Source organism: Halobacillus salinarum, from assembly GCF_022919095.1.
GTDB lineage: Bacteria > Bacillota > Bacilli > Bacillales > Halobacillaceae > Halobacillus_B > Halobacillus_B salinarum.
On record NZ_CP095073.1, the window covers coordinates 3,533,878 to 3,560,876 of the forward strand.

Consider the following 26,999-nt stretch of genomic DNA (forward strand, 5'->3'; position numbering starts at 1 on the left):
CACGTCCATTAATACCTTGCTACTATCATCGTACTGCTCCTTTTTAAGCAAAACAATAGAGAGATAATGCATTTTAGGCACACAAGATGATGACAACATTTAATAACTTGACGCAAAAAGAGCCTGAATGATTTCAGGCTCTTCTTAGATGACTACTTATTTTTTCAATTCTTCAACAAGCTCATCATACTTCGGGCTGTTGAGAAAGTTATCAACGGAAATGTGGTGCGCACTTGGAACCTTCTGTCTCGCCCGTTCTGTTAAATCTTTATGGGTAATCACAATATCTACATCTGATGGCAGATCATTAATAGACATATTGGTGACATCAATATCAATGCCTGCTTTCTTAAATTTATTTTTAAGAAGGGATGATCCCATTGCACTTGAGCCCATACCAGCGTCACAGGCAAAGATGATTTTGTCTACATCTTTTGCGTCTACGGAAGGAACTTCTTCTGTATTTTGTTCTGCTGTCTCTGAAGTCTCACGTTTCAATTCTTCCACCAGTTCGTCATATTTCGGGCTGTTGAGGAAGTTCTCAACAGAAATATGGTGGGCACTTGGAACCTTCTGCATTGCCCGTTCTGTTAAATCCTTATGGGTAATGACAATATCCACATCGGATGGCAGATCATTGATGGACATATTCGTTACATCAATATCAATGTCTGCTTTCTTAAATTTGTTTTTGAGTAGAGAAGCCCCCATCGCACTTGAGCCCATACCAGCGTCACAGGCAAAGATAATTTTATCTACATCTTTTACGTCCACGGAAGGAATTTCTTCCGTATTTCGTTCTACCGCTGATGAATCTGCAGCTTTCTCTTCGCTGCTCTCTCCACCAAGCTGTCCGGACACACGGCTTTTCTTCCCTTTCATTTGTTCCATTTGAGCGGTAGCCGCTGACAAATCAGATTCTTCTTCCTGTTTAGAGGAGCGCAGAATAATTGAAGCGATGATAAATGAAACTGCCGTTGCGATTAACACTCCCAGGATGACTCCTACGTAATTGCCTTTAGGAGTTAATAGCAGCAGCGCAATGATACTGCCGGGTGATGGTGTAGAGGAGAGTCCTGCCCCGAATGCAACAAACGTAGCTGTACCTGCCACACCACCTGCCATCGCTGCCAAAATAAGAAGCGGCTTAGATAAAATATAAGGGAAATAAATTTCATGAATACCGCCAAGGAACTGGATAATGGCTGCGCCTGGCGCCGTTTGTCTGGAAACGCCTTTTCCAAAGAACATGAAAGCAAGCAGAATTCCAAAGCCAGGGCCTGGGTTTGGTTCAAGCAGGAATAGAACGGACTTTCCAACTTCATTAGCCTGATCTACAGCAAGCGGACTTAAGATTCCATGGTTAATTGCGTTATTTAAGAACAGCACCTTCGCAGGTTCTATAAATATATTAACTAATGGCAGCAGTCCTGCATTAATCAGGAATTTAACGCCTGCTCCGAGAATTGTCGTAATTCCTTCTACAACCGGACCGACAAGATAGAAACCTACAACAGCAAGAATGGCTGCCCCTATTCCTGCCGAGAAGTTATTGACCAGCATTTCAAATCCTGATCTTATTTTATCTTCAAAGAACTTATCAATGCCTTTTATGGCAAAACCGGCAAGCGGCCCCATGATCATGGCACCGAGGAACATTGGCGTGTCTGCCTGTCCGACGATAACCCCCATGACAGCAGTTGCTGCCACGACTCCTCCTCGTAATCCATGAATTAGACGACCACCGGTAAAAGCAATTAATAAAGGCAGTAAGTAAAAGATCATTGGATCGACTAATTTAGCTAGATCTTCGTTAGGCGTCCAGCCATCAGGAATAAATAATGCCGTAATCAGCCCCCAGGCAATAAATGCCGCAATATTCGGCATGATCATGCTGCTCAGGAAGCTGCCAAACTTCTGTACGCGGGCTCTTGCTCCCGCTTTTTGTTCAGCCATTTAAATTTCCTCCTTTAATATTTCAATTCGATTGGCTTGTACATTCATTTTAAAGCGGTTACAGCTGTCTATTCAATAAAATCTAAATGCATGTTTGTCAGCTGGATTGTTGACATCATTTAAATAGCCTATTATTTTACATATATTTGGATGTTTTGTAACAAAAATATAGCACGGAGAAATATTAATGATACATTTTTGTAATAAAAATGAAACTTTTTGGAAGGTGAATTCGTCTATTAAGTAGAATAAGTAAAATAAAGGGAATTCGTTTTTAAACAAACTACTATTTATATCATAGAAAGGGGTATTTCAGCATGAAAAAAAGTGCTCAGTATGATTCAACAGATTTTATCTATGGATTCGGGGGTGCTGCTCTTCTTGCTGGCATCCTATATGTAATGATTTACATGCTCTAACGCACTATGACAGCTCTCCAGCTGACAAGCTGCCGAAAATTTCGGCAGCTTTTCTTATTGGTTTTTTTCAAATAACATGAAGGTAAGCACCCAGTTGGCTATTTCCTCTTGTCTTTCCCTATAATAGACACACAGAGTTTTACATGGAGGAAGGTTTTACAAATGCTTAACGCTCATAGCGGCTACCGTACAATGCTGAAAAAAGATAAATTGACGCTTGGATTGACCATTCCCCTTGAAAATTATATTCAAACACCTCCGACTATGGAGCACCAGGTTGAACGAGCTCAGCTCGCTGAACAGCTTGGTTTTCAGTGCTTATGGCTCCAGGATGTGATGCTGGAGGATCCAACTTTTGAGGATCCGGCAACCGGCCAGATCTTTGACAGCTTGATTTATTTAACCTACCTGGCTTCACAAACAAGGACAATTAAATTAGGAACCGCTGCAATCGTCTTTCCTTTAAGACATCCGCTTCGTACAGCTAAGGAAGCAGCCAGCATCGATCGATTGTTTCCAGACAGACTTATGCTAGGAATTTCATCAGGAGATCGTAGAAAAGATTTTGAAGGATTAGGAGTACCCATCATGGAGCGCGGGGAATGGTTCAGGGAAGCTTTTTATTATTTTAGAGAGGTCCTCGCTAATGAGTTTCCAAATCTTGAATCTAAATTTGGCAAAATTGATAAAGCAAATCTTGTGCCAAAACCATTAAAAGAGATCCCTGTTTTTATGACAGGATACTGCCAGCAGACGCTGGATTGGGTCGCTGAGCATGGAAACGGCTGGATGTTCTATCCCCAGTCCCCTGAACGGCAGGCTGAGACGATTTCCAGTTATCGTTCAAAACGGAAGGGCAAAGGATTTTCGCCATTTATTATGCCTCTCCCCTTAGAGCTTGAGGACGACCCTGATGCCCCTCGGGAGAAAATTCCAGCCGGTTACCGTCTCGGCAGAAATGCGCTTCTGAACCTATTGGAGGAATACCGTAAAATTGGAGTTAACCACATTATGTTAGGACTTTCAAGGAATAAACGCCCCGTAGTAGATGTCATGCAGGAACTCGGCGAATATATACTGCCTTATTTTCACACGAGAGAGGAGGAAAAGGATGGATAAACCAATAATCTCATTATTAGGATGTCCTCATTTAGCGCTTTCACCTGAGATCGTAAATCTGCAACAAGAGGACATCCATTCGGTTATCAAATCCCTCAAAGCTTTCCGGCCGACAAAAATTGCGGTAGAAAAACCATTTTTAGTCGATGAGGAACTCAATAAAAATTATGCTGCTTTCCTGCATAATAATGGGCCTTTAAGTTATGACGAAAGTGAACAGCTTGGGTTTCGGCTGGCCGCTCACTTTAACCATTCCAAGCTTTATCCAGTCGATGAGCCGGTGGAAATGTCCGTTCCTTCCCTGGATACGGTCTTTTCATGGCTGAAGAACGAGCAGCAGGAATTACTTGAGGTAATTTTACAGCTTCAATCAGAACTAAAGGATGGAGAAAATAACGAAACGTTATTACACACCCTTCAGTCAATAAACAAGCCTGCTTACAGCCACAAGCTTCAGCGCATGTATCTTAAGCTTGCCCAAGCCGGAGACAGACACCATCCTCTCGGTGTACAGTGGCTTTCGCAATGGTATAAAAGAGATCTCGCTATAACTGCTAATTTGACAAGGATAGCTGAAAACCAGGATCGGATCCTCGTATTATTAGGGTCTGACCACTTGCATATCGTGTCTCAGCTTCTAAGTGACAGTGGAGATTTCCATATGGTATCCCCGCTCTCTTATTTACAAATGTAAGCAGATTATTCCTCTATCAAGGCGTTGATATAACGCTTTGCGGACTGTTCAACCGCTCTCTTCGCTCCATCCTCAATCAGTCCATGGAAGGCATTATAGACACGGTTAAAAGGGATGGCTTCCGTTTTGGCTGCTATTTGAGCAACGGTAGAAGCAGGAAGCGGAATAAGGTTTGGATAGCTGTACATAAAGCTTACCCATCCCGGGTCTGCCACCACTTGAATAATATCTCCAGTCAAGAGAATACCCTGCTTGTTGTTCCCTGCCGCCCAATTCAAGACTGCTCCACCTGGGAAATGTCCTCCCAATCGATGAATTGCAGTTTGATTGGAAATTTCAAGAGTTTCTCCTGCCCAGTATTCTATCCATCTGCTCTCCCTAGGTACCCATTGTTTATCATCTTCATGGATATAAATGGGGGCATCAAAGACCTCCGCCCATTCAACCTGAGTCGAATAATAATGTGGATGGGAAAGTATAATCGCATCAATACCCCCCATGGAGCGAATGCGTTCTATCGTATCGTCATCAAGGTAAGTAAGACAGTCCCATAGAATATTCATCTCTTCATCCTGAATGAAATAGGCGGTTTGACCGATCGCAAATTCAGGCACAGTCGTAATGCTGAACAAATGAGGTTCTTCCCATTTAAATTCATTATGAAAACTCTGAAGCTGCATACTTTCCAGCGTTGTCCACTTCTGTCCAGACTTAGGAACATATTGGCGTTCGTCCTCACAAATAATACAGTGCTCTGGTTCTTTTTCTGAGGGGGCATACTGAACTCCGCAAGTCTTGCAAATGTATGAAGGCATAAGTTAATCTTCCTTTCGTGCATTCATTGTAAAACGGAGATGCTATGGAATCATCAGACCATCGGACAATAATCTTTCCTGCAAAAGTCTTATCTTGTATTTATTCCTTCTTCTTCCACAAAAAAACCCCGCTCAATGCGGGGATTAGTCTACTCTTTTTGTTTTACATCCTCTAATGCTTCCAAAGCAGAACGCTTCCTTTTTTTCGGGCGCTTTTTCCATCTTTTAATATGGATCGTTGGTGATTCATAATCATCCGACGCCCTGATATCCCGGTTAGATGCCTTAATAAAAGACCAGGCGAGGAGGAACATGATGAAAAGGAGTGGAAAACCACCAACAATACTTGCAGTTTGCAGCGTATCCAATCCGCCTAAAAACATGAGAACTAACGGCATTAAACATAAGGAAAATGCCCAAAATAAGCGATTCCACCTCAATGGCTCCCCTTCCACATTTTTTTGCACTACTGAAGCCAGGATATAAGAAGAGGAATCAAATGTCGTGGCCAGGAAAATGATCGCAAGAATCGTAAACAGAAGCACCATTAACTTAGCCAGCGGAAGCTGATTAATGATTTCTATAATCGTTGCAGGTGTGCCGTTCGCATCCATAAAACCGACCACATCAAACGAACCGGTAAGCTGCAGATAAAGACCAAAGTTCCCCATAATTCCGAAAAACAGGATACATCCAATTGTTCCGTAAATCATCGTTCCAAGCACCATCTGCCTGATGGTTCTCCCTCTGGAAATTCGAGCAACGAACAAGCCCACAAATGGGGCATATACGAGCCACCATGCCCAGTAGAAGATAGTCCAGGATTCAGGAAAATCAGTTTCATTAAATTGATTAAGGTTGCCAAAAGGTTCAAGCCAGGTAGCCATCTTAAAGAAATTATCCGCCATAATCCCGATCCCGTTGACCGTCGTTTCACTAATAAAACGAGTCGGACCAAAAATAAACATAAAGGCAAGAATAAACAACGCAAGCCACAAATTGATATCACTAAGTATTTTGATGCCGCGTTTCAAACCAGAATAAGCACTAATCGCAAAGATGATTGTACAAAGCAGCATAATCCCTGCCTTCAGACCAAGATTAGCAGGCAGTCCTGTAAGATCGGTAACACCCTGGGCAATCATCGGCGTACCTAAAGCAAGCGTAGTACCCGCCCCGCCCAACAGGCCGAACATAAACAATACATCAATTACAGTCCCAAGCAGGCCGTCAACACGATCACCAAGGACAGGACGGCAGGCTTCGCTGATTTTAAGTACCGGCTTCTTACGGACATAATAAAAGTAAGCAATTGGCAGCGCCGGCAGTGTGTAAATAGCCCAGGCAATTGGTCCCCAGTGGAACATTCCATAAGCAGACGCCCAGCGGATGGCTTCTTTTGATTCAGGCGTCAGTCCAAAGGGTGGTCCTTGATAATAAAACGCCCATTCAATTGTTCCCCAATAAAGAATACTGGATCCAATACCAGCGGCAAATAACATCGCCGCCCAGGAAAACGTATTAAATTCAGGCTTCTCTCCTTCATCGCCCAATTTAATTTGCCCGTTCTTGCTAAATGCAACATAAACAAGAAAGGCAAATACCGAAAGCCCCATCACCATATACAAAACACCAAAATTACCGGTCAAAAAGGAGTTTGCGTCCCCTACGAACTTCTTCCCCGCTTCAGGGAAAAGAACGAGAGGAATCGTAACGGCTAACAATAAGAACAACGCGCCTATAAACGTAGGCCAGTCTATTAACTTTGTTTTCAAGAGATTCTCAATCCTTTCTTTGATAACCAAAACATTTTTCATTAACCTTAGTTTGAACGAACTTCGCGGACTCATACTTCGAGGATAAGAAAGCAGAAGAGGGAAAATGCAACTTTTTCATTGTACCAAAAGGGATCCTTTAATACGAACGGGGTATGTATATGTCTTACCCTAATGTCAGGAAAATTAACACGAATTCAACAATTATTGAGAGAATACGACAAATTGCTTGTCATTTCTTAGTTTTACAGGGAGAGTTAAAGTGAGAGAAGAGAGGCAGGGTCGAAGCTATTATTCAGAGGTACAGCTATTTTTGCTAACCATTAAATAAAAAACAGCCATGGAAGAATCATGGGAATTAATATGATTATGGTCACTATCAGCCAGGCATTCTGATTTTCACTTACCAGCTGTTTTCGATAAGATATTCCCCATGCCAATATCAGTAGAATCGTCATGATCATACTTCGCAGATGAAGTGCCCCATCTTTGTTATTCATAAAGATATACAAACCGCCTTCAATTATCAAAAAAATCCCAGCAAACGAATTAAAAATGTGGGTGAACCACTTATTCATTTCATCACTTCCCATCTGCCTTATTCATGTCCTTTTTCAGTATATTACATTCCGATATGGTTAGGAAATAAATAAAAGCCCGCATCGTATGCGGACTTTAATACTTATTAATGACCAGGTTTTCCAAGGGCTCTGAAATTTTGAATTTTTTGGCGTCATTCTTTAGAATTTCCCAATGATTCGAATAAAACAGTACCTGTAACAAGTTATCATTATTGCTCTTCAGTGTTAATCCTCCCTGCAGCTCTCCATCAGCAGCATTCTTGTTCATATTTGAACTGTTTTTAAGGGCGGCCAATACTTCTCTTATCTTTTGTTCATTTTCAATCTTATAACTCTTCCGCTCCTCTTTAAAATCGATGTAAGTCATCGTCAGCGGGCGCTGATAGTCGCTCCAATTGTGGGAAGTAATACGATCTTTAGTAAAGTCAAACGGGTTAAAAAAATAGCGTTGATTTATATAAATAATCGATAATGCAACAAGAACTATGATCCCTGAAACATAAAAAAATCTTTTCCCCAATATTTTCACCTCATTTAATAACTCCCTTAAATTCCCAATCTTTTACAACCATTATAATATGTAATTTTTCCCTATTTAAGATTTGTTCTATTATTATATACGAGTTATTTAAGCAAATAGTTTCATAATTCTGTAAAACGGTTATTACTTTATAAGAAAATGAAGGAGGTGAGCGGCTTGAATAAGCCCATTTCTTACAACTTTCAAGAAAGTCATGGATTGATTCCGAATCATCCTGTGTATCCGGTTTTGTTCTATAAGGAAACATTGTTTGAGGAAGTCGAGGCGTGCTTCAATCGAAATAACTGGAAAAACAGCTGGCGGGGAGGTGTGTATGACTACCACCATTATCACAGTACCAGCCATGAGGTACTCGGGGTCACTTCCGGAAGTGGGATAATCATGCTTGGCGGGGAAAAAGGCAAGGAACAAAAGATGATTAAAGGAGATGTTGTTATTATTCCTGCAGGCGTTGGGCACAAACTTATGGATTCCACAGATGACTTTGAAGTAGTAGGCGCGTATCCTTTTGGTTCATCTTATGACATTAAGACTGAAAACCAAGTGGATTTTGAACAGGGCCAACAGGAAATAGAGAGGGCTCCATTTCCTGATCAAGATCCCGTTCATGGCAAACATGGACCTCTATTTGAAAAATGGCAGCCCGTTAATAAATGATTTAAAGGGAAATGTTTTTATAAAAACCGGTGGCTGTACCCGCAAATCCCATATGCCTGTAAATGTTATGAGTCTCTTCTCTTTCTTTACGATTACCGCTGTTAAGCATGAGCGTTCCTGCTCCTTTTTGCCGTGCCCAGGCTTCTGCTTGTTTCATTAACTTACGTCCTATACCTTTTCCCTGTGCATTTTCCAAAACAACGAAAGCAATAATTCGAACATGAGGTTCATCCTTATGGTAGGCAAGGCTGAATGACATCCCCACCATACCGAGAAGCTCTTCTCTTTCTTCAAAAACGAAGGTCATATAGTCGGAGTGTTGAACAATACGTTCCATTCTTTCCTTAATGGATACTAAAGATGCAGGATAGCCAAGAGTGTTTAGTAATGGCTGCAGCTTTTGGCTATCAGCAGCGACAGCTTGTCTAATCATGCTCTCATCCCTCCTAATAATTTGAGCCATTAGGAATCCGCTTCCTAATGGCTCGATACAAATGTTTAAATCATTCCTCTTATAATATTCGCGTCCGGTCAATGACTTGTTCTTTAAAGCGAAAAGATGATTGATCTATTTCCTTTTCGGATTCAGGACTGTAAACCCTAGTTGGTATACAAGCAATTATACCCCCAAGAAGAATAACCCAGGTAATGGTTTTTAATAGTTTCACGAGTATTCCTCCTACTAGAATAACCATTTACAAAGTTACATTTTCTTGTTTTCGCAATTCCACGCGCCTGATTTTCCCTGAAGTTGTTTTAGGAAGCTCATGAATGTATTGAATTTTTCTAGGATACTTGTACGGAGCAGTTAATTCTTTGACGTGATTTTGCAGCTCTTCCGTTAGACTTTCGTCCCCTTTATACCCATTTTGTAATACAATGTAGGCTTTCACAACACTGCCTCTTACCTCATCGGGGCTTGCTACTACGGCACACTCCTGAACAGCTTTATGTTTAACAAGAGCGTCCTCGACTTCAAATGGGCCGATCGTATATCCAGAGCTTATTATGATATCATCACTTCGCCCCTCAAACCAGAAGTAACCGTCCTCATCTTTCTTCGCCTGGTCTCCTGTCACATAATAATGACCGCGGTACGACATTTTCGTTCTCTCCGGGTCTTTATAATATTCCTTGAATAAAGCTGGTGTATCTAAGTGAACAGCAATATCTCCTACCTCGCCCGCATCTACTGGGATTCCCATTTCATCAATTATTTCTACTTGATTCCCAGGGGTAGGACGACCCATGGATCCCGGCTTAACCTCCATATCCTTCATAATCCCGACAAGCAGCGTATTTTCAGTCTGTCCATATCCATCTCTGACAGTTACATTAAAGTAATTCTGGAAGGTGTCAATCACTTCTCTGTTCAGCGGCTCGCCTGCAGACACAGCACTATGAAGAGCGGCAAGACGATATTCGTCCAGATTATCTACTTTGGCCATTAATCGATATTCTGTAGGAGTACAGCACAGCACGTTGACTTCATGTTTATCCATTAAGGACAAGTAAACCTTCGGGTCAAACTTCCCTTGATAAACTAATCCTCTTGCCCCTGTACCTAATACAGACAAAAAGGGACTCCAAATCCATTTCTGCCAGCCTGGTCCGGCGGTCGCCCACACCGTATCTTTATCTTCAATAGCCAGCCATTTATAAGCCGCCGTCTTTAAATGGGCAAACCCCCATCCATGTGTATGAACCACCCCTTTAGGATTGCCGGTCGTTCCAGAAGTATAGGAAAGAAAAGCCATATCCTGGCTTTTTGTCGGTGCCATGTCCATATGCGGATCCATATCGTTCATCAGAAGATCAAGGTCTATCCAGCCATCAGCTGAGCCTCCAACTGAAAAAGCTTTTATTGCTTTCATTTCTCTAATTCCTTCGAACTGGCTGACGAAAGGAAGATAGCTCACAACTGCATTGACTTCTCCATGGGAGATACGATATTGAAGGTCCTTGGTTCTAAGCATTTCAGAACTTGGGATCACTACGAGGCCAGCTTTTAAAGCGGCCAAATAAACCTGATACGCTTCAATTAATCTGGGAACCATGACAAGGATCTTATCCCCCTGGCTGAGACCACTTCCCAAGAAAGCGTTTCCAATTTTATTGGCATTCTCTATTAATTTTTTATATGTAATTTCCATTTCATGACCTTTATCATCCAGCCACAACAGCGCCTTTCGATCAGGTTCCGCGGCGTATTTCTCTACTTCCTTAACAATATTATACTGCTCTGGAGCAATAAGCTCTTCACGGTTCATTATTCACATCTCCTCCTTTTATCCTATCATCACTACATAGCAAACCTAGTATAACAAATTTTCAAAATTATTTAAATATAAAAGTTTCCTTAGGTCAATCAAATTGAGTTCAGTAAATTGACAGACTATTCAACCTGTACTATGATTAAAAAAAACGCACGGAGTGAAATGACATGGATCGACAACATACACGGAAAACCTGGCAGATGCTCCTCACTCTTTATTCTGTCCTTGCTCTTGCATGCTTAGGATTTATCTTACCTAACAACGAGTTGGCAGCTGGCTGCAGCCGTAATTTTGTCTCTATTGCTGCTGAACGGTTCTTATTTATTTACAAACGTTAAAAAATATAAACATGCTAAAATGGCGCTATTACACAAAAAGCCGTAAAAGCTTTTCAGCTTTTACGGCTTTTTTCTTTTCTGCAGATGAGAGATGGTTCGTCTCCAAGCATGTTAAGCAAGACGTTTAAAATTCTGTCCTAAAATTTCATTCATCGAATGAACAGTAATAAAGGCTCTCGCATCCACCGCAGACATATATTTTTTCAATCGGGTATAGTCTTTTCGATTTAAGATTGTCGTGATGACTTCCTTATCCTCTTCATTAAAGGCACCTTTTGCCTGATGAATAGTTGCCCCTCTTCCTAATTGATGGACAATAAATTCGCGGACGAGTCTGCTTTCCTGACTAATGATGACGATTTCTTTGTTATTGTCGAATTGCTGGAGGGTATAATCAATGACTAAACCATTCAGAATTACCCCAAAGAACGCATACATTCCGACAGCTGGACCGAAGAGTAACATGGAAGAAAAGGCAATAGCAATATCAGAAAACAGCACACCTTTTCCTACTTCCACAGAGAAATATTTATTTAATATCATCGCCAGGATGTCCGTTCCCCCAGTGGAAGCTCCTTGATGAAAAACTATAGCCATCCCTGACGCAGCAATCATTTGTCCGATGATCAGCTGGATCAAGAGATCGTCGCTTAGTGGCTGGTGCATAGGGAATAATGCTTCAAGTCCCCAAACCATAAAAGATAAAGCCAAACTTGCATATATCGTCTTTGCTCCAAATTGAAAGCCTAAAAAGATGATTCCGACAATAAATAAAATGATATTCAGGATTAACATGATTAATCCTAAAGACAAATCAGGAAACACCTTATTTAATACAATGGATAAACCACTGACTCCGCCCGTTGCTAAATCATTAGGAGAGAGAAAGAAGTGTACATTTATTGCTACACAAAGCGCACCTGCATTGATGAGTAAGAATGACCATAATTTTTTCAGCATCAGAAAGCCTCCTTTATATCCATACTTGCTTGCTTTTGGTTTACGAATCAAATAACGGTACAAACGGGATTATAGAGCCCAAAAATGGGTTTGTAAACAGGTTTGCCTGTAAAAAATACATTTCTTTTTTGGAAACGTTTCAAGGCAAAATATTCACAATTTTCATCCGTAGTTCGGCCCGATTTCTTTATCACTTTCTCAATTTTCCCTAAATTAAAAAACAGTCTAAACACTCCTATTTTGGGTAAAAAAAATGGTAGGCTGCATGAATTCAGCAGTCTACCGTTACTTCTTCTATGTTTTACTTTTACCCTTTCGAGTAAAAACCATTGTATAGTAAAGCATGATGCCAAGTAAAGCTCCAAACGTGTTTAATAACACATCATCCACATCCGTAGAACGATCCAGCAATTGGATGTAAGAAAATAAAAACTGTACAGACTCTATAAAACAAGTGGTAAGTATAGAAGCAGCCAAGGCTTCCCAAGCGTTCTTCACAATCCCAAGCCGTAACATAAAATAGGATAGCGGAATAAAAAGAAGCACATTCCCGACAATTTGCTTGACCATTAATGGAAGCCATACCGTCCGGTCAAAAGTCAGCTGAATGGTCGCAAATGGATGAAGATTAACCCCGTAAAGGCTCTCTTTTGGTTGGAACTGTCCATGAATAAAGCTGTCTGAGAAAAATGGAAGATAAGTACAGTAATTATGGAGGACCATAATATAAACTACCCATAATACAGCTAGTACTTGATCAAAAAAAGAGGGAAGGTTCTTCCCTCTCAAACACCACACGGCCAACAATCCGGCCAGAAAATAGTTTAGAATCGCTTCCGCCATTTGAAGAGAAATAAAGCCGGAGGCCTGCTGATATGCAAAAACCACCGACCATGCCAGAGGTACAACCCATAAATAAGTTCTCTTCCATTCATTCAAAGAACCTAATCCCCTTTTGTTTCAACATTTCATTGGACTCGAATCAATACTCACTATCATGTACTTTTGGCAGTACGACCGTAACTTCTGTACCTTTCCCTTTTTCGCTTTCAAAATAAATACTTCCGTTCAAATCCTCAACCATTTTCTTGGTCACCATTACACCAAGGCCGGTTCCCTTCTCTTTAGTGGTAAAGAAAGGCTCACCAATCTTAGCAAGTTCCTGTTCTGTTAACCCTTGGCCATTATCAATAACGGAAAGCGTTAGCTCATCCTCTAATTGCTTTCCATTGATCTGTACTTCTCCCCCTACTTCGACTGCCTCTAAAGCATTCTTAACGATATTTAAAAGAATCTGCTTTAACCGTTTAGGTTCTGTATAAATCGAATGTTCGTTAAAATGACAGCTGGAGAATAAGCGCACTTTTTTGGTGTCCGCTTCCCCTTGAAGCAGTCTTGTAACGTAATCAATCACCTGCTTCAGTTCCACTTCCTCTAACTGAATGGAAGACTTAGGCTTGGAAAGCATCATAAAGTCCTGAACAATTGATTCGATGCGGTTGACTTCATCCAGGATGATATCCTGATAATTGTCACGTAAAGCTGGATTAGCGGCTCCAATTTGCAGAAAGCCTTTAATAGCAGTCAACGGGTTTTTTATTTCATGGGCTATTCCTGCAGACATCTGAGTGATCGTTGAAAGCTGCTGGGATCTTTCACGAAGCTTAATCATTTCTTTAAATTCAGTAATATCTTCATGAATACCAACAACATAACATTTTTCATCACTTCTTAATGGAAATCCTTTCGTTCGAATCCATTTAATATCACCTGTTGGATGCTTGACACGATAGTCAAGCTGTACTCTTTCTTTTTTCATGGCATTAAACGATTCGTTAACGAGGGCTCTGTCTTCCTCATGAACTGCCTTATTGATAACCGTTTGAACACTTGGAACATTTCTTCTTGCCATCCCAAACATCTTCTTAAAAGAAGGGCTGAGATAATACACATTCTCAAGAGAACTGTCACAAATCCACATCACGTCTTTGATATTGTTGGCCAGCATATTAAAACGTTCTTCTGAATCTTTAAGGGCTTGAAGGTGCTGTTTGTCCTTGGTGATATCTTTGGCAAACACCGTAATTCCCTGTTCCATGGGATGAACGGTCATGTGAACGATACTCTTCGTCTCCCCTATAAATCCTTCAAACTCTACTGTAGTCTGAGTTTCCATCGCTCTTAAAATATGTTGAAAGAATAGGTAATATTCTGCAATCGAATGAACTTCCCACAGCTTTCTGCCGTAGTTCTCCTTGAATTTCACACCTGTAAGCTCTTCCATCTTAGGATTGGCGTATAGCACATCCCAATTGTAATTCAGCAAAGCAATTCCATGAGGAAACTTGTCCACTAAGTGGGTAATGCGGTGCTTAAACTGCGAATCCTTAGGGTTGGAAAGGTGAAGGGTCTGCATCCTTGCTGCAGAAGGGTGCTTGTAATCAAGTGGAACCTGCGACCCATAGTTTTCGTGAATCTCTTTTGCAGACGCTTGTTGGTGTTGGTCTGGCGAAATAGTCATAATAATCTGTCCGTTCGATAAGTGCACACCTTTAAATAACAATCGCTCTAAGCTGTTTCGAGTGGAGATATGAACGGACGATTCACGAGTTTGTTCAGTCATAAACTGGTGAAGCATTTTGTGAATTTCGGACTGGTCAAAAATCCGGAAAGCAGTGATCCATTCAGAGAATGACTTTTCCGTTTCGTCTAGTTGAAGAAGTTCTTGCATTTCCTGGTTCAGCATAACTAATTGCAGCCTTAGATCGACTAGACATGCCGGGGTCCCATTCAGGCTTAGAACATCCAAGATTTCTCCACTATGAACATGGTCAGAATACCTTTCTCTTATCACCAATATTAAGACCTCTTTCCTTTTACCGTTCAATATTTTCCAACACGGTATTTATTATAACGCATCCCGGGAAAATTTTGAATATTTTAAAATGAATTCAATGCCATAATTTCAAAAATTTCCATTCTCTTTCAATATACAAGCTTTACTTTCAAATTATGACTATCAATTAGGTGCACTTTACTCTATACTTCTCCAGAGAGTCAGGGAAGCGTAGCTTCGAAATGGCTCCCAGCCTTGACTGACGTCCGTTATCTCGGAAATCGTTGGTTTGCGATCGAGGTCGAAATAAAATTTGAGGGCATTTTGAATTCCAATATCTGCTTTTGGAAGCAGGTCTTCTCTCCCTGCTCCAAACATCAGCCAATTCTCAGCTGTCCAAGCGCCAACTCCTCTTATTTTCGTTAAAGATGTGATGATTTCTTCCGTCGTTTCTGCAGCTAATCTTTTTAAGTCCAGCTTCCCTTCCACTATTAATTGTGAGGTGTCAATTACATACTCAGCTTTTCTTTGACTGAATTGCAATTCTCTCAAAGCATCATAAGGAAGACCTGCCACTTTTTCAGGCTCTGGATAAAACCAGACTCCATTTTTTTCATAACCAAATTGTCTAACGAAACGTGTGCTGAGCGTATGAGCAAACTTCATATTTAGCTGCTGGTGGATAATGACCTTGACGAGGCAATCATACAAATGAAAATCTTTTACTATGGGGGTGCCTGGATGAGCATTAAATAACTGGGCGAGATTTGTATCCAGGAAGTGTTCGTGAACTTTTTCAAGGTCACGATCCCATTGAAAAAGCTCCCCTATATGTTCAATCAGCTGATCGCGATGTTCCATACTGTCACTTGAGACTTCAAAGCCAGGCTCAGAAGTTGTTCCCTTTCCCTGTACCTGTACAATATGACCTTCCCCATTTAATTTAACCGGTACATATACAATTCGCTTTTCCCGGTCCATCCTGGTAAGTGGGTCAAAGGCCCACCGTCGTAATGTATAGTCAAAATCATAGAAACTCTTGGCTTTAAACGATTCCTTCCACAAAAAACTAACCCCCTTGACAATAAACGACGCTTTACTTCATGAATACCCGACAATGTACACCTTTACTCATCATTTTCCTACAATAATTTTTTCCAGCTTTAAGTCATCCATTTATGTAATGCTAAGAAAACCGCCATGCTCTGGACATGACGGTTTTCATGATGTTATAAGGCCCATATCGGGTAAGGAAGCATCCTTTTTACCATTAAATCATTTAAGCTGCCGAAATGGTAGCCTCTTTTGCGTAATTCATTAATTAATTGCTCCAAGGCATCGGCGTTGTCCTTCGAAACAGTATGAAGGAGGATGACTGCTCCTGGATGAATCTGATCCAATACGCTGTTGTAGGCATATTTCCAGCCTTTTTGATTGTTTGTTTCCCAATCCTTAAAAGCAATCGACCAGAAAGCATGAGTATAGCCAAACTCTTTCGCCCATTTTAAAGTCTGGTCGTTAAATGTGCCGCGAGGCGGCCTGACAAATGTCATGACTTCCTGGTTCGTTAATTCTTTGACAGCTTGGTCGACTTTTTCCAGCTCTGTTTTCATCTTTCCTTTTGTGATTTTTGTAAAGTCTGGATGGGACCATGAATGGTTCCCGATTAAATGACCTTCATCAGCCATCCGTTTGAGCAAATCAGGGGCACTTTGGATATAATGTCCGGTTACAAAAAAAGTGGCAGGAACTTCCTCTTTCTTTAAAATATCTAATACTTTCCCTGTATATCCTTGCTCATAGCCATTATCAAACGTAAGATACACGACTTTATCTCCTGAACGATCAGCATAAAATCCATCGTATTTTTCTATCGTAGGACCGTATCTCCCTACATCAGGAATTGATCCATCTTTACTTTTCACATAACCGAATCCTTCTGCGTAGCTCGAGTTTGGCAGAAGGAAGGTGAAAATCAACATCATCGTCAGTAAATATTTCCACACAGTGACCACTCGCTTTTTTCCTAGTATGTGTGAACAGTCAAGAAATATTGGCAAAGTCCAGTGGGAATATTCACCACTTGTCCAGGTTATAGTATTAGTGCAGCTATCCATCCAAATAGAAATAACGGGATATTGTAATGAAGAAAAGTAGGAACACACGTATCCCATATGTGATTGTGTCTGCCGTCCGCATTTAAGCCGGATGTCGGCCCAAGTGTACTGTCAGAAGCAGGTGAGCCTGCGTCTCCTAAAGCACCGGCTGTACCAATTAAAGCAGCTGTAGCTAACGGGGAAAATCCTGCACTTGCACAAATAGGAACAAACAACGCAGCTACGATTGGGACCGTCGCAAATGAAGACCCAATACCCATGGTGACGACTAAACCAACTAGTAATAAGATAAAGGCAATCACAGCTTGGTTATTTCCCATATAATTGGAACTTGCTTCCACCAATGCTGAAACGGATTCAGTTTCGGTAAGGACATTCGCATACCCAGCCGCAACCAGCATAACAAAAGCAATAGTCCCCATCATGCCTATTCCTTCAGTCATCACGCGATCGCCTCGACGGTAAGGAACTACACGGAAAGCAAACAATACGATAAGACCGGCGAGTGCTGCAATCACTAAATTTTCCCAGATCGCTTGGATACCTAAAGTAACCAAAATCGCTCCGATAGTGTAAGCGTGTTTTTTTGTAAATCCTGCTTTTGAATTTGTCGCATCCGCAACGTCCTTAACGGGCTGAAAATCAGGTTGTAATTGCATCGGTTTTCGTTTTTTACGATAGGTAACAAATACAGCAATCAGCAATCCTATAATCATTCCAGAACCAGGGATCAATAATGACTTGGCAATCGTTGGAATAGTTACCTCTACTCCATTTGCAGCCATGGCTTCCTGAATGGTTTGGTGAAAAATTAAACCAAAGCCAACGGGAATCATAACGTAAGGAGCTTGAAGACCAAACGTAAGGGCTGAAGCTACCGCTCTGCGGTCAAGCTCCATTTGGTCAAATAACTTTAACAGCGGTGGAATAAGTAAAGGAATAAATGCAATGTGAACAGGTATTAAGTTCTGGGATAAGCAGGCTACTGCCGCAATAACCAATACCATTAAGGTTCTTTTATCTTTTAATACCCGAAGCAGATAATTGACAAGAATATTTGTAATTCCAGAATAACCAATGGAAACAGCAAATGCCCCTAGCAGAATATAACTCAAAGCTACACTTGCTTGATCTCCCATCCCATTTATTAACATATCCAGCGAATCCTTTAACGATTCACCATTCATTAATCCTGCAGTTAAACCTGCGGCTAAGATGGCAATAATTACGTTGACTCGTAAAAGACTAAAAATAGTGAGTACCAGGACAGATACAATCACTGCCGAAGCCATAATACAATCTCCTCTCCACGATCTACATTTCTTTTTATGCATTAGCGATTTACCATGATAAAGGAAGGAATACAAAAAATCAACCCTCCTGTCTTATGAGGAGGGTTGGAATAAATCATAGAGAGATATAAGTAAACATGGCGATAATAATAACAAGTGAACCGAAAAATATCCCTTTGATTAAACCTGATACTTTTCGGCCAGCCGCCTTAGCTACAAACGTCATGATTAAGGTAAGCATGAATAAAAATCCAAAAATTGGAGATAAGTAAAAAATCCATGCATTCATCTGATACTCTCCTCTCCCTAGACTCTAAGTAATCCATTAAAGAGGAGGCTGACAAATTCCTCCTTCGTCTGTACAATACTACTGAGGAAGGCTGATTTAATCATCCATTTGACGTTCTAATTCATCCAGCATAGCGATTAATCGATCAACATCTTCCACAGAAGCTTCTTCTGGGTCAAGGGCGTCCAATTTATTTACAAACTCTGATAAACGCGCTTTCAAATCCGAAAGTCTTTCTTGCTGTACCATAATTAACTCCTTTACTATTCAATATCCTCTCCCATCATAATACATGTATTAAAAGATTGTCCATCTCCCATGATGGACAGTGAACAAATCGGAGGAATTTACGTGGAATTAACCTGGCACGATACCGTCCAATTTTTAGAAGAAAGTAAAACCTTTAAAATTATTCTTGCTGCTGTCGTCATTTTTATAGCTGTCGTTTTGCTTCGAAAAGCGATTCATTCATTTTTTGAGAAAACAGATTTTATTGCAGAACGAACAGAAAAAACCCTGGAGTCCATGGTCAATTCGCTCCTCAGCTATGCAGCAGTGATTGGTTTTACCGTCATTGTTCTATCCATTTGGGGCATACACATTGGAAAAATATTAGCAGGGGCAGGGGTAATCGGAATCATTCTCGGTTTCGGAGCCCAAAGCCTGATTAAAGATGTGTTTGCAGGTCTGTTTCTTTTATATGAAAAACAACTTCACAAAGGGGACTTCATTACATTAAACAATACCTTTCACGGAACAGTAGAAGAAATTGGACTTCGCTTTCTCAAAATCCGGGAATGGAGCGGACGTTTACTGACCATCAGTAACGGGCAGATCGATACGATAGAGAACTATAATTTCAATCACATGAGGGTCATTGAAAAAGTAACGACCAATTTCAGGGAAGATCCGAGAAAAGCAATGAGCGTGCTGGAGGAAGCCTGTGCGAAAATGAACGAAGAGCTGGATGGGTATTTAAAAAAAGACCTAGCAGACAAGCCGATTGAACCTTTTCAAGTATATGGCGTGACTTCTTTGAATGATAATTATCAAGGATTTCAATATACTGTAACCGGCCTAGTGGAAGATCTTGTTTACTGGACAGCAGCGAAAGAAACGCGCCGTATCCTGGCTGAAGCAATGTATGATCATAACATTGCCATGCCTGAGCAGCGCGTTCATTATCAATCGTATTCAGATGAGAACCAGGATTTATCTTAGTTCAAAAGAAAAGCTGATATGATCTTGAATTGGAATCCATGCGCCAATTCCTTGACGGGTGACATTCTTTACAGTTAAATATTTTTTTGATCCCTTCAGCTTAATATACACATCCCCAAAGGTTACGTCTCCTTTTTCATTAACAGCGGGAGCATAAGCATGAAGAAGAGCGGTTTTGTTTACCGGAACTGCGTACGTATTCTTTTGCTTAGTTCCCCTTCCAATGACTGTATGAAAGGAGAGAGGAAGCTTCGTGTTCTTCTGAGCTTCTAGAAGAATCAGCTTTTTCATTTGTTCTCCATGACTTATCTTAGCTGTCAAACCACCTTTGATATGCTTTTCTTCCTTCTGATTGTAACTGATCTTTTCTGTTAAATTCCCACCGTGATTGTCCAACTGGTTGGTGTTGATTTCCTGGTATTCCCAATTGATATTTGTTTCCTTTGATTCATAAGCTAACGGCCATCTTCCAAGAAAAATTTCAGCTCTATAGCCAATTGCAAGGGAGATGGCTTTAGTGTCGTTTCATTCAGCATACCTATAAGCTGAGGGTTGGAGATGCGAATATCCGTCTCCTTCATAAGCTCCTTCGTTAATTCTTCCGCTTCCAGTATTTCCTGATCGTCGGTAGAATTAGGAAACGTGTTATCTTTAGAAATATTGAGAACGTGATTCGGTATGGAAGAGTCCTTTTGATTTTCTTTATCTTTCGCCGATATAGAATCGGTTGTCATAAGTGAAAGGAAACCAATAAGAACGAGTAATGACAGCCACTTTACTTTCATGTGCGTGGGGCCACCTTTCTTTTTTCTTATCTTGTGAAAGTTCGCCCTCCCCTATGCAACATTCTTTAAGAAAACGGTAGTTAAAAAACTGAACGGAGGCGTTCCAATTCCAATGGAATTTTCATCCGAAAGCAATTGTTACCGGTCCGCATGAGTAACAACTAAGATTAATCCAAAATGTCTTTCAATGATTTCCTCTCATGAAAAAAGAGCTCTTATCCAAAAGCTGGATAAGGCCCTTTCGTTTATCTGCTTAATTCAATACACTCAAGCGTTTCCTCAATTTCAATACTATTTGCCACCGACTGGACCATGGAGCAATTTTTACGTGAAATTTCCAAGTTTTTCAGCAGCTTATCAGGATTCAGATGATAGCCCTTGATCGCGAAGTGAAGCTTGATTTTCTCAATTCGGTTCGCTTCATCGGGATTTCGCTCTACATCTGCCGTTACTTTAATGTCTTCAAACTGAATCCGCTGTTTATCTAAGATCTTGCGGTACACCCCTATGCTGCATCCTGCGATCGAGGATACCATCAGCTGGAAAGGACGAAACCCATCATTTTCATCGCCTGATATGTTAAGCTGCCCATATTCAAATGAAGTCCGTACGCCATTTTCTTTTAAGTAAAAATCCATAGTTATCCTCTCCTTAGTATAAGATTATATAGGCCTATAGTTATATATTAACCGATTTCGGCTAAGAACTAACGCATTCAATAGGTAAGTCTTGCTTCGACTTCAATCCTTCGGTACGATGGGAAAGTATGATAACCGACAGGAGGTTTGCCATTTGGCCTCAATACGCCAGCGCTTTTGGACGCTCATAAGTCTCGTGACTATTTCCGGATTTTCACAAGGAATGCTGCTGCCTTTACTTGCCGTCATATTAGAAGAAAGAGGAATCTCTTCTTCCATTAACGGCCTTCATGCAACAGCATTGTACATAGGTATATTAATTTCTTCACCATTCATGGAAAAACCTTTGAGAAAATTTGGGTATAAACCCATTATCATGTTCGGAGGAGCGCTGGTCCTTTTTTCCCTCTTCCTGTTTCCTCTATGGCAGTCTCTATGGTTTTGGTTTATCTTGAGACTGACCATTGGGATTGGAGATCAAATTCTCCATTTCGGAACACAAACATGGATTACCGCATCTTCCGATCATCAATCTAGAGGAAGGAACATTGCTTATTATGGTCTTTTTTTCAGCCTGGGATTCACTGCCGGGCCGCTGATGACTAATTTATTGTCCATCAGTATTTATGTTCCTTTTCTTTTGTCAGCTGGATTAAGTCTCGCTGTTTGGCTGGGCTTATTATGGATTAATAATGAAACTCCTGAAAATGACCATACCACAATTCATAACACAAGCTCAATAAAAAGGTTTAAACAGGCAGTTTCCCTCGGCTGGGTCGCCTTTCTGCCACCGCTCGCTTATGGTTTTTTAGAAGCGACCCTTCATGGGATTTTCCCTGTATACGGGCTTCGTATCGGACATAATGTGAACGTTTTGTCTTTCATCATTCCATGCTTTGCAGCAGCGAGTTTGCTTTCCCAAATTCCTTTAGGTACGTTAAGTGACCGAATCGGACGTAAAAAAGTTATTCTTCTTGCCGTATCAGGTGGAATCGCTGCCTTTTTATTTGCCGCTCTATTTGAAAGGTCAGCCGCTATGCTGTTTATTAGTTTTTCAATTGCAGGATTATTTGCAGGCTCACTGTTTTCTCTTGGGATCTCCTATATGACGGACCTCTTGCCACAAGAACTGCTGCCTGCTGGAAATATCCTTTGTGGGATGGCTTTTAGTCTGGGAAGCATTATCGGACCCTTTCTATCAGGAGCCATTATCGAGTGGCTGCCTGGTCTTTCATTTTTTTATATTATCGTTGCCCTGCTGTTCCTGGTGCTGGTGGCTACTGCAGCTGTTCAGGGTCAGAAAAAGAGCCAGGCAGCTTAATTCCTGGGTAAGCAAGCACAAGAATTTCTCGAAAAAAGCGCAGCTGTGACAGATTTCAAACTGCCAGCTGCGCTTAATTGTTTCCTCCACTTGATGAAAAGGGATTATTGGGATAATGCCTTTTTTAATACTTCTTTATTATGCTTCATCAAAGTAAAATAATCTTCCTCATTTTTGATATCTTCATCAGTCAGAACGGCCAGATTATGCAGACGAAGTGCTTTTGCTCCTAGTTCTTTCTGGACAACCTCAGCGACTTTCGGCGTTACATTCTGCTCAAATAATACATAGTTGACATCATGTTTTTCTCCAAAATGGATAAGTTCTTCCAGTTCCTTCTGGGAAGGTTCATTGGTCGAACTGATGCCGGCAATCGCTTGTTGGTGAATGCCATACCTTTCTTCCCAATAGCCGTAAGCGGCATGGGAGACCACTATGTCTTTTTTCGGTTCATCTTTAAGTGTTTCAAATTCTTTATCTAATTCCTGCAGCTCTGATTTCAAAGCTTCAAAATTTTGATTAAATTTTTCCTCAGAGGATGGTTTTAATTCAATCATCATCTCTTTAATGTGCTCAGCGATTTGAATGGAACGTACGGGATCAAGCCACACGTGAGGATTGTAATCTCCATGCTCATGATCATGATCTTCGTGCTCATGCTCACCTTCCTGGTGATGCTCTTCTGTATCCTTTAATAAATCAATTCCTTTAGAAGCTTCTACAATTTTTACACCTTCAGGCTTAATGACATCAGAAATGTCAGAGGCATAACTTTCTAATCCTGCTCCATTGTAGATAAATGCATCTGCATCTGCCATATCCACCATTTCTTTTGTCGTCGGTTCATACGTGTGAGCATTCGTCCCCGGCGGCAGAATGGAACTTACTTCTGCTTCCTCCCCGGCAATTCTCTCTGTAAAATACTGTAGAGGATAAAGGGTCGTTTTAATCGTCAATACATCCTTCTTATTATCAGATGTCGTCTCTTCACTGCTTCCACATCCTGCACTTATAAAAATAACTAACAAAGCAGCCAGGATTCCTACATATCTCTTCATTCTTCTCCCCCTTACCATCAGAAATCCATTCTCATTAAATAGTAACCATTACTCCCTGATCCGAAAAAGAAAACCTGCGAAATAACATCGCAGGTTAACTGCATTGTGGACACTTTCCATAGATTTCAAATTTATGATTTTCAATTTGGTAACCCGATAAATTTTCTTCGATTTCAGCCATTGGACAGAAATGAATGGACTTAGTTTTTCCGCAGTCCGTACATATAAAATGGTGATGATGTCCATGTGTTTCACAACCCAGCCGGAAATGCTTTTCTCCTCCAAGCTCTGTCGCTTCAAGGATCTCCACATCCGTAAGCAAATAAAGGTTGCGGTAAATTGTATCATAGCTTACTCCAGGAAAGTCCTGTTGGAATTGCCTAAGGATTTCTTTTGCTGCAATATACTGGTCCTGTTCGATAAAAATTTCGAGCATTCTTTCCCGCTGCTTTGTGCGCTTGTACCCTTTTTCTTTCAGTTTATCTAAAGCCGTTTGGAGCTTCATATAGCCTCACCCTTTATCCAATAATGAGCTCTTACTTTTTTATAAATCATTGAAAAGACCAAAATCATTATGGCAAGCACGACAATGGTTCCTCCTGGTGGAACACTTAAATAATAGGACGAGATCAATCCAGCAATCACGGAAATTTCGCCAAACAGGATTGAAAGGCCGATCGTTTGTTTAAAGCTTTGGGACACTCTTAGAGCCGAAGCTACAGGAAGGGTCATAAGAGCGGAGACTAAAAGGATGCCTACCACCTGCATCGAAGCTGCAATCACCACAGCTACCATGACAATAAATAGCAAATGGATCATCCGCCCATTGATTCCAGAAATAGAAGCATGCTCTTCATCAAAAGAAAGTACAAACAATTCCTTATAGAAAATAATGACTATTCCAACTACTAAAAACGTAATAATGAATACCGTCCACATATTAGATCTGCTGACTGCCGTCACACTTCCAAATAAATAACTGAATAAATCAGTATTAAATCCGTCGGCAAGGGAAATTAAGATCACCCCGAGACCGATACCTCCAGATAATATGATTGGAATCGCCAATTCTTCATAATGCTTATAAACCTTTCGAAGCCGTTCAATTAATACCGCACCAGCAACTGAAAAAACCATTCCCATATAAACCGGATTCCAATCGTGAATAGCAGAAACCCGTTTTTCCAATAATAAGCTTGCTGCAATGCCGGTTAATGTAATGTGTGATAAAGCATCAGCAATGAGCGACAACCGTCTCACAACGATAAATACTCCTAATAGAGGAGCTATAATACCGATAAGTATACCGGTTAAAGCTGCATTCTGTAAAAACTGGTAATGTAAAAAGCTTTCGATCATAGATGCTCCACCCCGTCGTATTCATGGTTGTGGGTCAGCTTATGCACGGGATGACCATAAAGGCTGTTCAGCTCCTCATCACTAAACTCTTTGTAGTCTTCAGAAGCGCCATGATAATGAATGGATTTATTCATACAGACAACATGAGTGGCGTGCTCTGTAATCGTTCCGATATCATGAGTAACCATTAATAAAGTGATCCCTTGTTCATCGTTAAGCTTACGCAGCAATTCGTAAAAGTCAGCTACGTGCTTTTTATCTACTCCCACTGTCGGTTCGTCAAGAATGAGCAGTTTCGGATCGCTCACCAGGGCACGCGCAATAAATACGCGCTGCTGCTGGCCACCGGATAACTCGCCAATCGTTGATTGAGCAAACTCTTCCATCTCGACAAGCCTGAGAGCTTCCATTGCTTTCGCTTTATGATGGCGGTTAAAGAACCGCAGCGTTCCGATTCTGGAGACAAGTCCGGACTGAACAACCTCAAGCACACTCGCAGGGAAGCCTGAATTAAAACTGTTCGCCTTTTGGGATACAAAGCCTATTTCCTTCCAATCCTTAAAGTCTTTCATGGGCTTGCCAAACAGCTGAATTGTTCCTTTGTCCGGCTTTAGCAATCCCAGCATTAGTTTGATTAAGGTAGACTTCCCGGATCCATTCGGACCGACAAGTCCCAGAAATTGACCTGGTTCTATGGACAGACGGACGTTTTTCACTACCCATTCCCTCTCATATTTAAAAGACACATCGTTTAAGGTCACGATTGGGGATAACCTCATTGTCATTACTCCTAATAAATAATAATCATTACGAATTATAGCATACCTATCCTCTTTTTTGAAGTAAAGGAAAAGACTTTACAAGAAGAGGTTCATTTTATCAATACTATCCATTCCCATTTCCTACTTTAATCAATCACTTTTCTCACTTATTATCTCAGCGTTTTCTACTGAAAACAACTTCATAGGAGGAATAAAAATAAACCGTTTCTATCTAAGATGATGTTCTTTTTTTTATAAAGCCGGGAATTCCAAAACAGAAATAAACTCCGCTTTTCGCGGACCGATAGGACGCAGGTCCGGTTAAAATCGTCACAGGACATGCCGATTTTAATCGAACTTTCTTTACACTCTTAATCCTCCTCGTACTATGCAACCATACAAAATCCGAATAATGGTGAAACCTCTACATAATAAGTTCACCTTTATTCGGATTTTATAATGGGCGGGACACTCTTGTCACAGATCCTTTTTTCACTTTAAAGATACTTATTATATCGTTTTTCCATGTAATCCTGTAAGAACGCAAACACCATCGTTAACGGCCAGTATACCAATGCAGCTAAGATATACATGGTCATGGAATCTGTTGTACGGCCAGCGACAATCTGTGCTTTATTCAGAATTTCGGGAACAGATATCATCGCTGCCAGCGAAGTAGCTTTAAGCAGATCAAGAAATACATTACTTAGTGGTGGAATCGCAATCCTGACAGCCTGAGGTACGATAATTCTTCTCAAAGCCTGCCAATAGCTGAATCCTAGGGCGCGTGATGACTCCCACTGCCCCTCAGAAACACTATTTAAAGAAGCACGGTTAATTTCTGCAATATAAGCCGCACTATTTGTGCCAAACCCGATAACTGCAGCCAAGACAGCCGGAAGTGTAAGGCCGACTACCGGCAAGCCGAAATAAAGGACAAACAAATAAACTAATATTGGAGTTCCCCTCATAAAGGAAATGTATAGACGCGCCGGCCCTCGCAGCAGAATAGAATTTGATCCTCGAGCGAGCGCCAGAAAGAATCCGATTACCATTCCTAACATCATACCTAAAATGGCCACGAGTAATGTGAAAGGTACACCTTGTAATACAAACGGAAGATTTTCCCACGCACGTTCTGGCACAAACAGCTTTTCCAGTTCAAACTGGCGAATATCAATACCTAACATA

27 protein-coding genes and 1 pseudogene are annotated in these 26,999 nt (G+C 40.9%); 6 read left to right on the top strand and 22 right to left on the bottom strand.

Going from position 1 to position 26,999, the window contains the following annotated elements; translation table 11 throughout:
- Positions 1-156: 156 nt before the first annotated feature.
- On the bottom strand, positions 157-1,956 hold the full coding sequence (locus MUN89_RS18355) for a PTS mannitol transporter subunit IIBC (protein ID WP_244709289.1): 1,800 nt from the start codon (positions 1,954-1,956) through the stop codon (positions 157-159).
- Between the two features lie 581 nt (positions 1,957-2,537).
- Here MUN89_RS18355 and MUN89_RS18360 point away from each other — a divergent pair.
- On the top strand, positions 2,538-3,494 hold the full coding sequence (locus MUN89_RS18360) for an LLM class oxidoreductase (RefSeq protein WP_244709291.1): 957 nt from the start codon (positions 2,538-2,540) through the stop codon (positions 3,492-3,494).
- The gene (locus MUN89_RS18365) at positions 3,487-4,188 is read left to right on the top strand and encodes a DUF5694 domain-containing protein (protein ID WP_244709292.1); all 702 of its coding nucleotides are present in this window, start codon (positions 3,487-3,489) and stop codon (positions 4,186-4,188) included. The genes MUN89_RS18360 and MUN89_RS18365 overlap by 8 nt, the downstream gene beginning before the upstream one ends.
- 5 nt (positions 4,189-4,193) lie before the next feature.
- On the opposite strand, the gene MUN89_RS18370 is transcribed toward MUN89_RS18365, so the two are convergent.
- From MUN89_RS18370 to MUN89_RS18385, 4 genes are all read right to left on the bottom strand, one after another.
- Positions 4,194-5,003: an MBL fold metallo-hydrolase gene (locus MUN89_RS18370; RefSeq protein WP_244709294.1), complete on the bottom strand. Its 810-nt coding sequence runs from the start codon at positions 5,001-5,003 to the stop codon at positions 4,194-4,196.
- A gap of 149 nt (positions 5,004-5,152) precedes the next feature.
- A complete protein-coding gene (locus tag MUN89_RS18375) occupies positions 5,153-6,778 on the bottom strand; it encodes a BCCT family transporter (protein WP_244709296.1) in 1,626 nt (541 codons plus the stop codon).
- A gap of 323 nt (positions 6,779-7,101) precedes the next feature.
- Positions 7,102-7,356: a hypothetical protein gene (locus MUN89_RS18380; protein ID WP_244709298.1), complete on the bottom strand. Its 255-nt coding sequence runs from the start codon at positions 7,354-7,356 to the stop codon at positions 7,102-7,104.
- 97 nt (positions 7,357-7,453) lie between these two features.
- Positions 7,454-7,879 (bottom strand): hypothetical protein, encoded by a 426-nt coding sequence (locus MUN89_RS18385; protein WP_244709299.1) that lies wholly within the window; start codon positions 7,877-7,879, stop codon positions 7,454-7,456.
- 168 nt (positions 7,880-8,047) lie between these two features.
- Here MUN89_RS18385 and MUN89_RS18390 point away from each other — a divergent pair, with 168 nt between their 5' ends.
- The gene (locus MUN89_RS18390; RefSeq protein ID WP_244713918.1) at positions 8,048-8,557 is read left to right on the top strand and encodes a cupin domain-containing protein; all 510 of its coding nucleotides are present in this window, start codon (positions 8,048-8,050) and stop codon (positions 8,555-8,557) included.
- Between the two features lies 1 nt (position 8,558).
- On the opposite strand, the gene MUN89_RS18395 is transcribed toward MUN89_RS18390, so the two are convergent.
- Both MUN89_RS18395 and mbcS read right to left on the bottom strand, forming a co-directional pair.
- Complete coding sequence (locus MUN89_RS18395; RefSeq protein WP_244709301.1) at positions 8,559-8,990, bottom strand: GNAT family N-acetyltransferase; 432 nt, start codon at positions 8,988-8,990, stop codon at positions 8,559-8,561.
- Between the two features lie 262 nt (positions 8,991-9,252).
- The gene (gene mbcS, locus MUN89_RS18400; RefSeq protein ID WP_244709303.1) at positions 9,253-10,827 is read right to left on the bottom strand and encodes an acyl-CoA synthetase MbcS; all 1,575 of its coding nucleotides are present in this window, start codon (positions 10,825-10,827) and stop codon (positions 9,253-9,255) included.
- Positions 10,828-11,000: 173 nt separating this feature from the next.
- Between mbcS and MUN89_RS18405 the strand changes: the two genes are divergently transcribed.
- Positions 11,001-11,171 (top strand): hypothetical protein, encoded by a 171-nt coding sequence (locus MUN89_RS18405; protein WP_244709305.1) that lies wholly within the window; start codon positions 11,001-11,003, stop codon positions 11,169-11,171.
- Between the two features lie 111 nt (positions 11,172-11,282).
- Here the strand turns inward: MUN89_RS18405 and MUN89_RS18410 are convergent, their stop codons facing one another.
- From MUN89_RS18410 to MUN89_RS18445, 8 genes are all read right to left on the bottom strand, one after another.
- Positions 11,283-12,131: a YitT family protein gene (locus tag MUN89_RS18410; protein WP_244709306.1), complete on the bottom strand. Its 849-nt coding sequence runs from the start codon at positions 12,129-12,131 to the stop codon at positions 11,283-11,285.
- Between the two features lie 294 nt (positions 12,132-12,425).
- Entirely contained in the window at positions 12,426-13,070 is a 645-nt protein-coding gene (locus MUN89_RS18415) for a VanZ family protein (protein WP_244709308.1), read from the bottom strand.
- Between the two features lie 43 nt (positions 13,071-13,113).
- A complete protein-coding gene (locus MUN89_RS18420) occupies positions 13,114-14,985 on the bottom strand; it encodes an ATP-binding protein (RefSeq protein WP_244713921.1) in 1,872 nt (623 codons plus the stop codon).
- A 180-nt stretch (positions 14,986-15,165) separates the two neighbouring features.
- Complete coding sequence (locus tag MUN89_RS18425; RefSeq protein WP_244709310.1) at positions 15,166-16,032, bottom strand: DNA-3-methyladenine glycosylase family protein; 867 nt, start codon at positions 16,030-16,032, stop codon at positions 15,166-15,168.
- A gap of 164 nt (positions 16,033-16,196) precedes the next feature.
- Positions 16,197-16,952: a delta-lactam-biosynthetic de-N-acetylase gene (pdaA, locus tag MUN89_RS18430; RefSeq protein WP_244709312.1), complete on the bottom strand. Its 756-nt coding sequence runs from the start codon at positions 16,950-16,952 to the stop codon at positions 16,197-16,199.
- 107 nt (positions 16,953-17,059) lie between these two features.
- Complete coding sequence (locus MUN89_RS18435) at positions 17,060-18,376, bottom strand: Na+/H+ antiporter family protein (RefSeq protein ID WP_244709314.1); 1,317 nt, start codon at positions 18,374-18,376, stop codon at positions 17,060-17,062.
- A 115-nt stretch (positions 18,377-18,491) separates the two neighbouring features.
- Positions 18,492-18,665 (bottom strand): hypothetical protein, encoded by a 174-nt coding sequence (locus MUN89_RS18440; protein ID WP_244709316.1) that lies wholly within the window; start codon positions 18,663-18,665, stop codon positions 18,492-18,494.
- Positions 18,666-18,761: 96 nt separating this feature from the next.
- Entirely contained in the window at positions 18,762-18,914 is a 153-nt protein-coding gene (locus MUN89_RS18445) for an SE1561 family protein (protein WP_244709317.1), read from the bottom strand.
- Positions 18,915-18,983: 69 nt separating this feature from the next.
- On the opposite strand from MUN89_RS18445, the gene MUN89_RS18450 reads away from it, so the two are divergent.
- Entirely contained in the window at positions 18,984-19,886 is a 903-nt protein-coding gene (locus MUN89_RS18450) for a mechanosensitive ion channel family protein (RefSeq protein ID WP_305852429.1), read from the top strand.
- On the opposite strand, the pseudogene MUN89_RS18455 reads toward MUN89_RS18450, so the two are convergent.
- Positions 19,878-20,671, bottom strand: a pseudogene (locus tag MUN89_RS18455) (YfkD family protein). The gene MUN89_RS18450 and the pseudogene MUN89_RS18455 overlap by 9 nt on opposite strands.
- A 245-nt stretch (positions 20,672-20,916) precedes the next feature.
- Positions 20,917-21,309: an OsmC family protein gene (locus tag MUN89_RS18460; protein WP_244709319.1), complete on the bottom strand. Its 393-nt coding sequence runs from the start codon at positions 21,307-21,309 to the stop codon at positions 20,917-20,919.
- 154 nt (positions 21,310-21,463) lie between these two features.
- Between MUN89_RS18460 and MUN89_RS18465 the strand changes: the two genes are divergently transcribed.
- Entirely contained in the window at positions 21,464-22,630 is a 1,167-nt protein-coding gene (locus MUN89_RS18465; RefSeq protein ID WP_244709321.1) for an MFS transporter, read from the top strand.
- 104 nt (positions 22,631-22,734) lie between these two features.
- On the opposite strand, the gene MUN89_RS18470 is transcribed toward MUN89_RS18465, so the two are convergent.
- The 5 genes from MUN89_RS18470 to MUN89_RS18490 all read right to left on the bottom strand — a co-directional run bounded on the left by MUN89_RS18470 (position 22,735) and on the right by MUN89_RS18490 (position 26,998).
- Complete coding sequence (locus MUN89_RS18470) at positions 22,735-23,688, bottom strand: metal ABC transporter solute-binding protein, Zn/Mn family (RefSeq protein WP_244709323.1); 954 nt, start codon at positions 23,686-23,688, stop codon at positions 22,735-22,737.
- 94 nt (positions 23,689-23,782) lie between these two features.
- Positions 23,783-24,193: a Fur family transcriptional regulator gene (locus tag MUN89_RS18475; protein ID WP_244709325.1), complete on the bottom strand. Its 411-nt coding sequence runs from the start codon at positions 24,191-24,193 to the stop codon at positions 23,783-23,785.
- A complete protein-coding gene (locus MUN89_RS18480; protein ID WP_244709326.1) occupies positions 24,190-25,047 on the bottom strand; it encodes a metal ABC transporter permease in 858 nt (285 codons plus the stop codon). The genes MUN89_RS18475 and MUN89_RS18480 overlap by 4 nt, the downstream gene beginning before the upstream one ends.
- A complete protein-coding gene (locus MUN89_RS18485; RefSeq protein ID WP_244709328.1) occupies positions 25,044-25,826 on the bottom strand; it encodes a metal ABC transporter ATP-binding protein in 783 nt (260 codons plus the stop codon). The genes MUN89_RS18480 and MUN89_RS18485 overlap by 4 nt, the downstream gene beginning before the upstream one ends.
- 479 nt (positions 25,827-26,305) lie before the next feature.
- Complete coding sequence (locus MUN89_RS18490) at positions 26,306-26,998, bottom strand: amino acid ABC transporter permease (protein ID WP_244709330.1); 693 nt, start codon at positions 26,996-26,998, stop codon at positions 26,306-26,308.
- Position 26,999 lies beyond the last annotated feature (1 nt).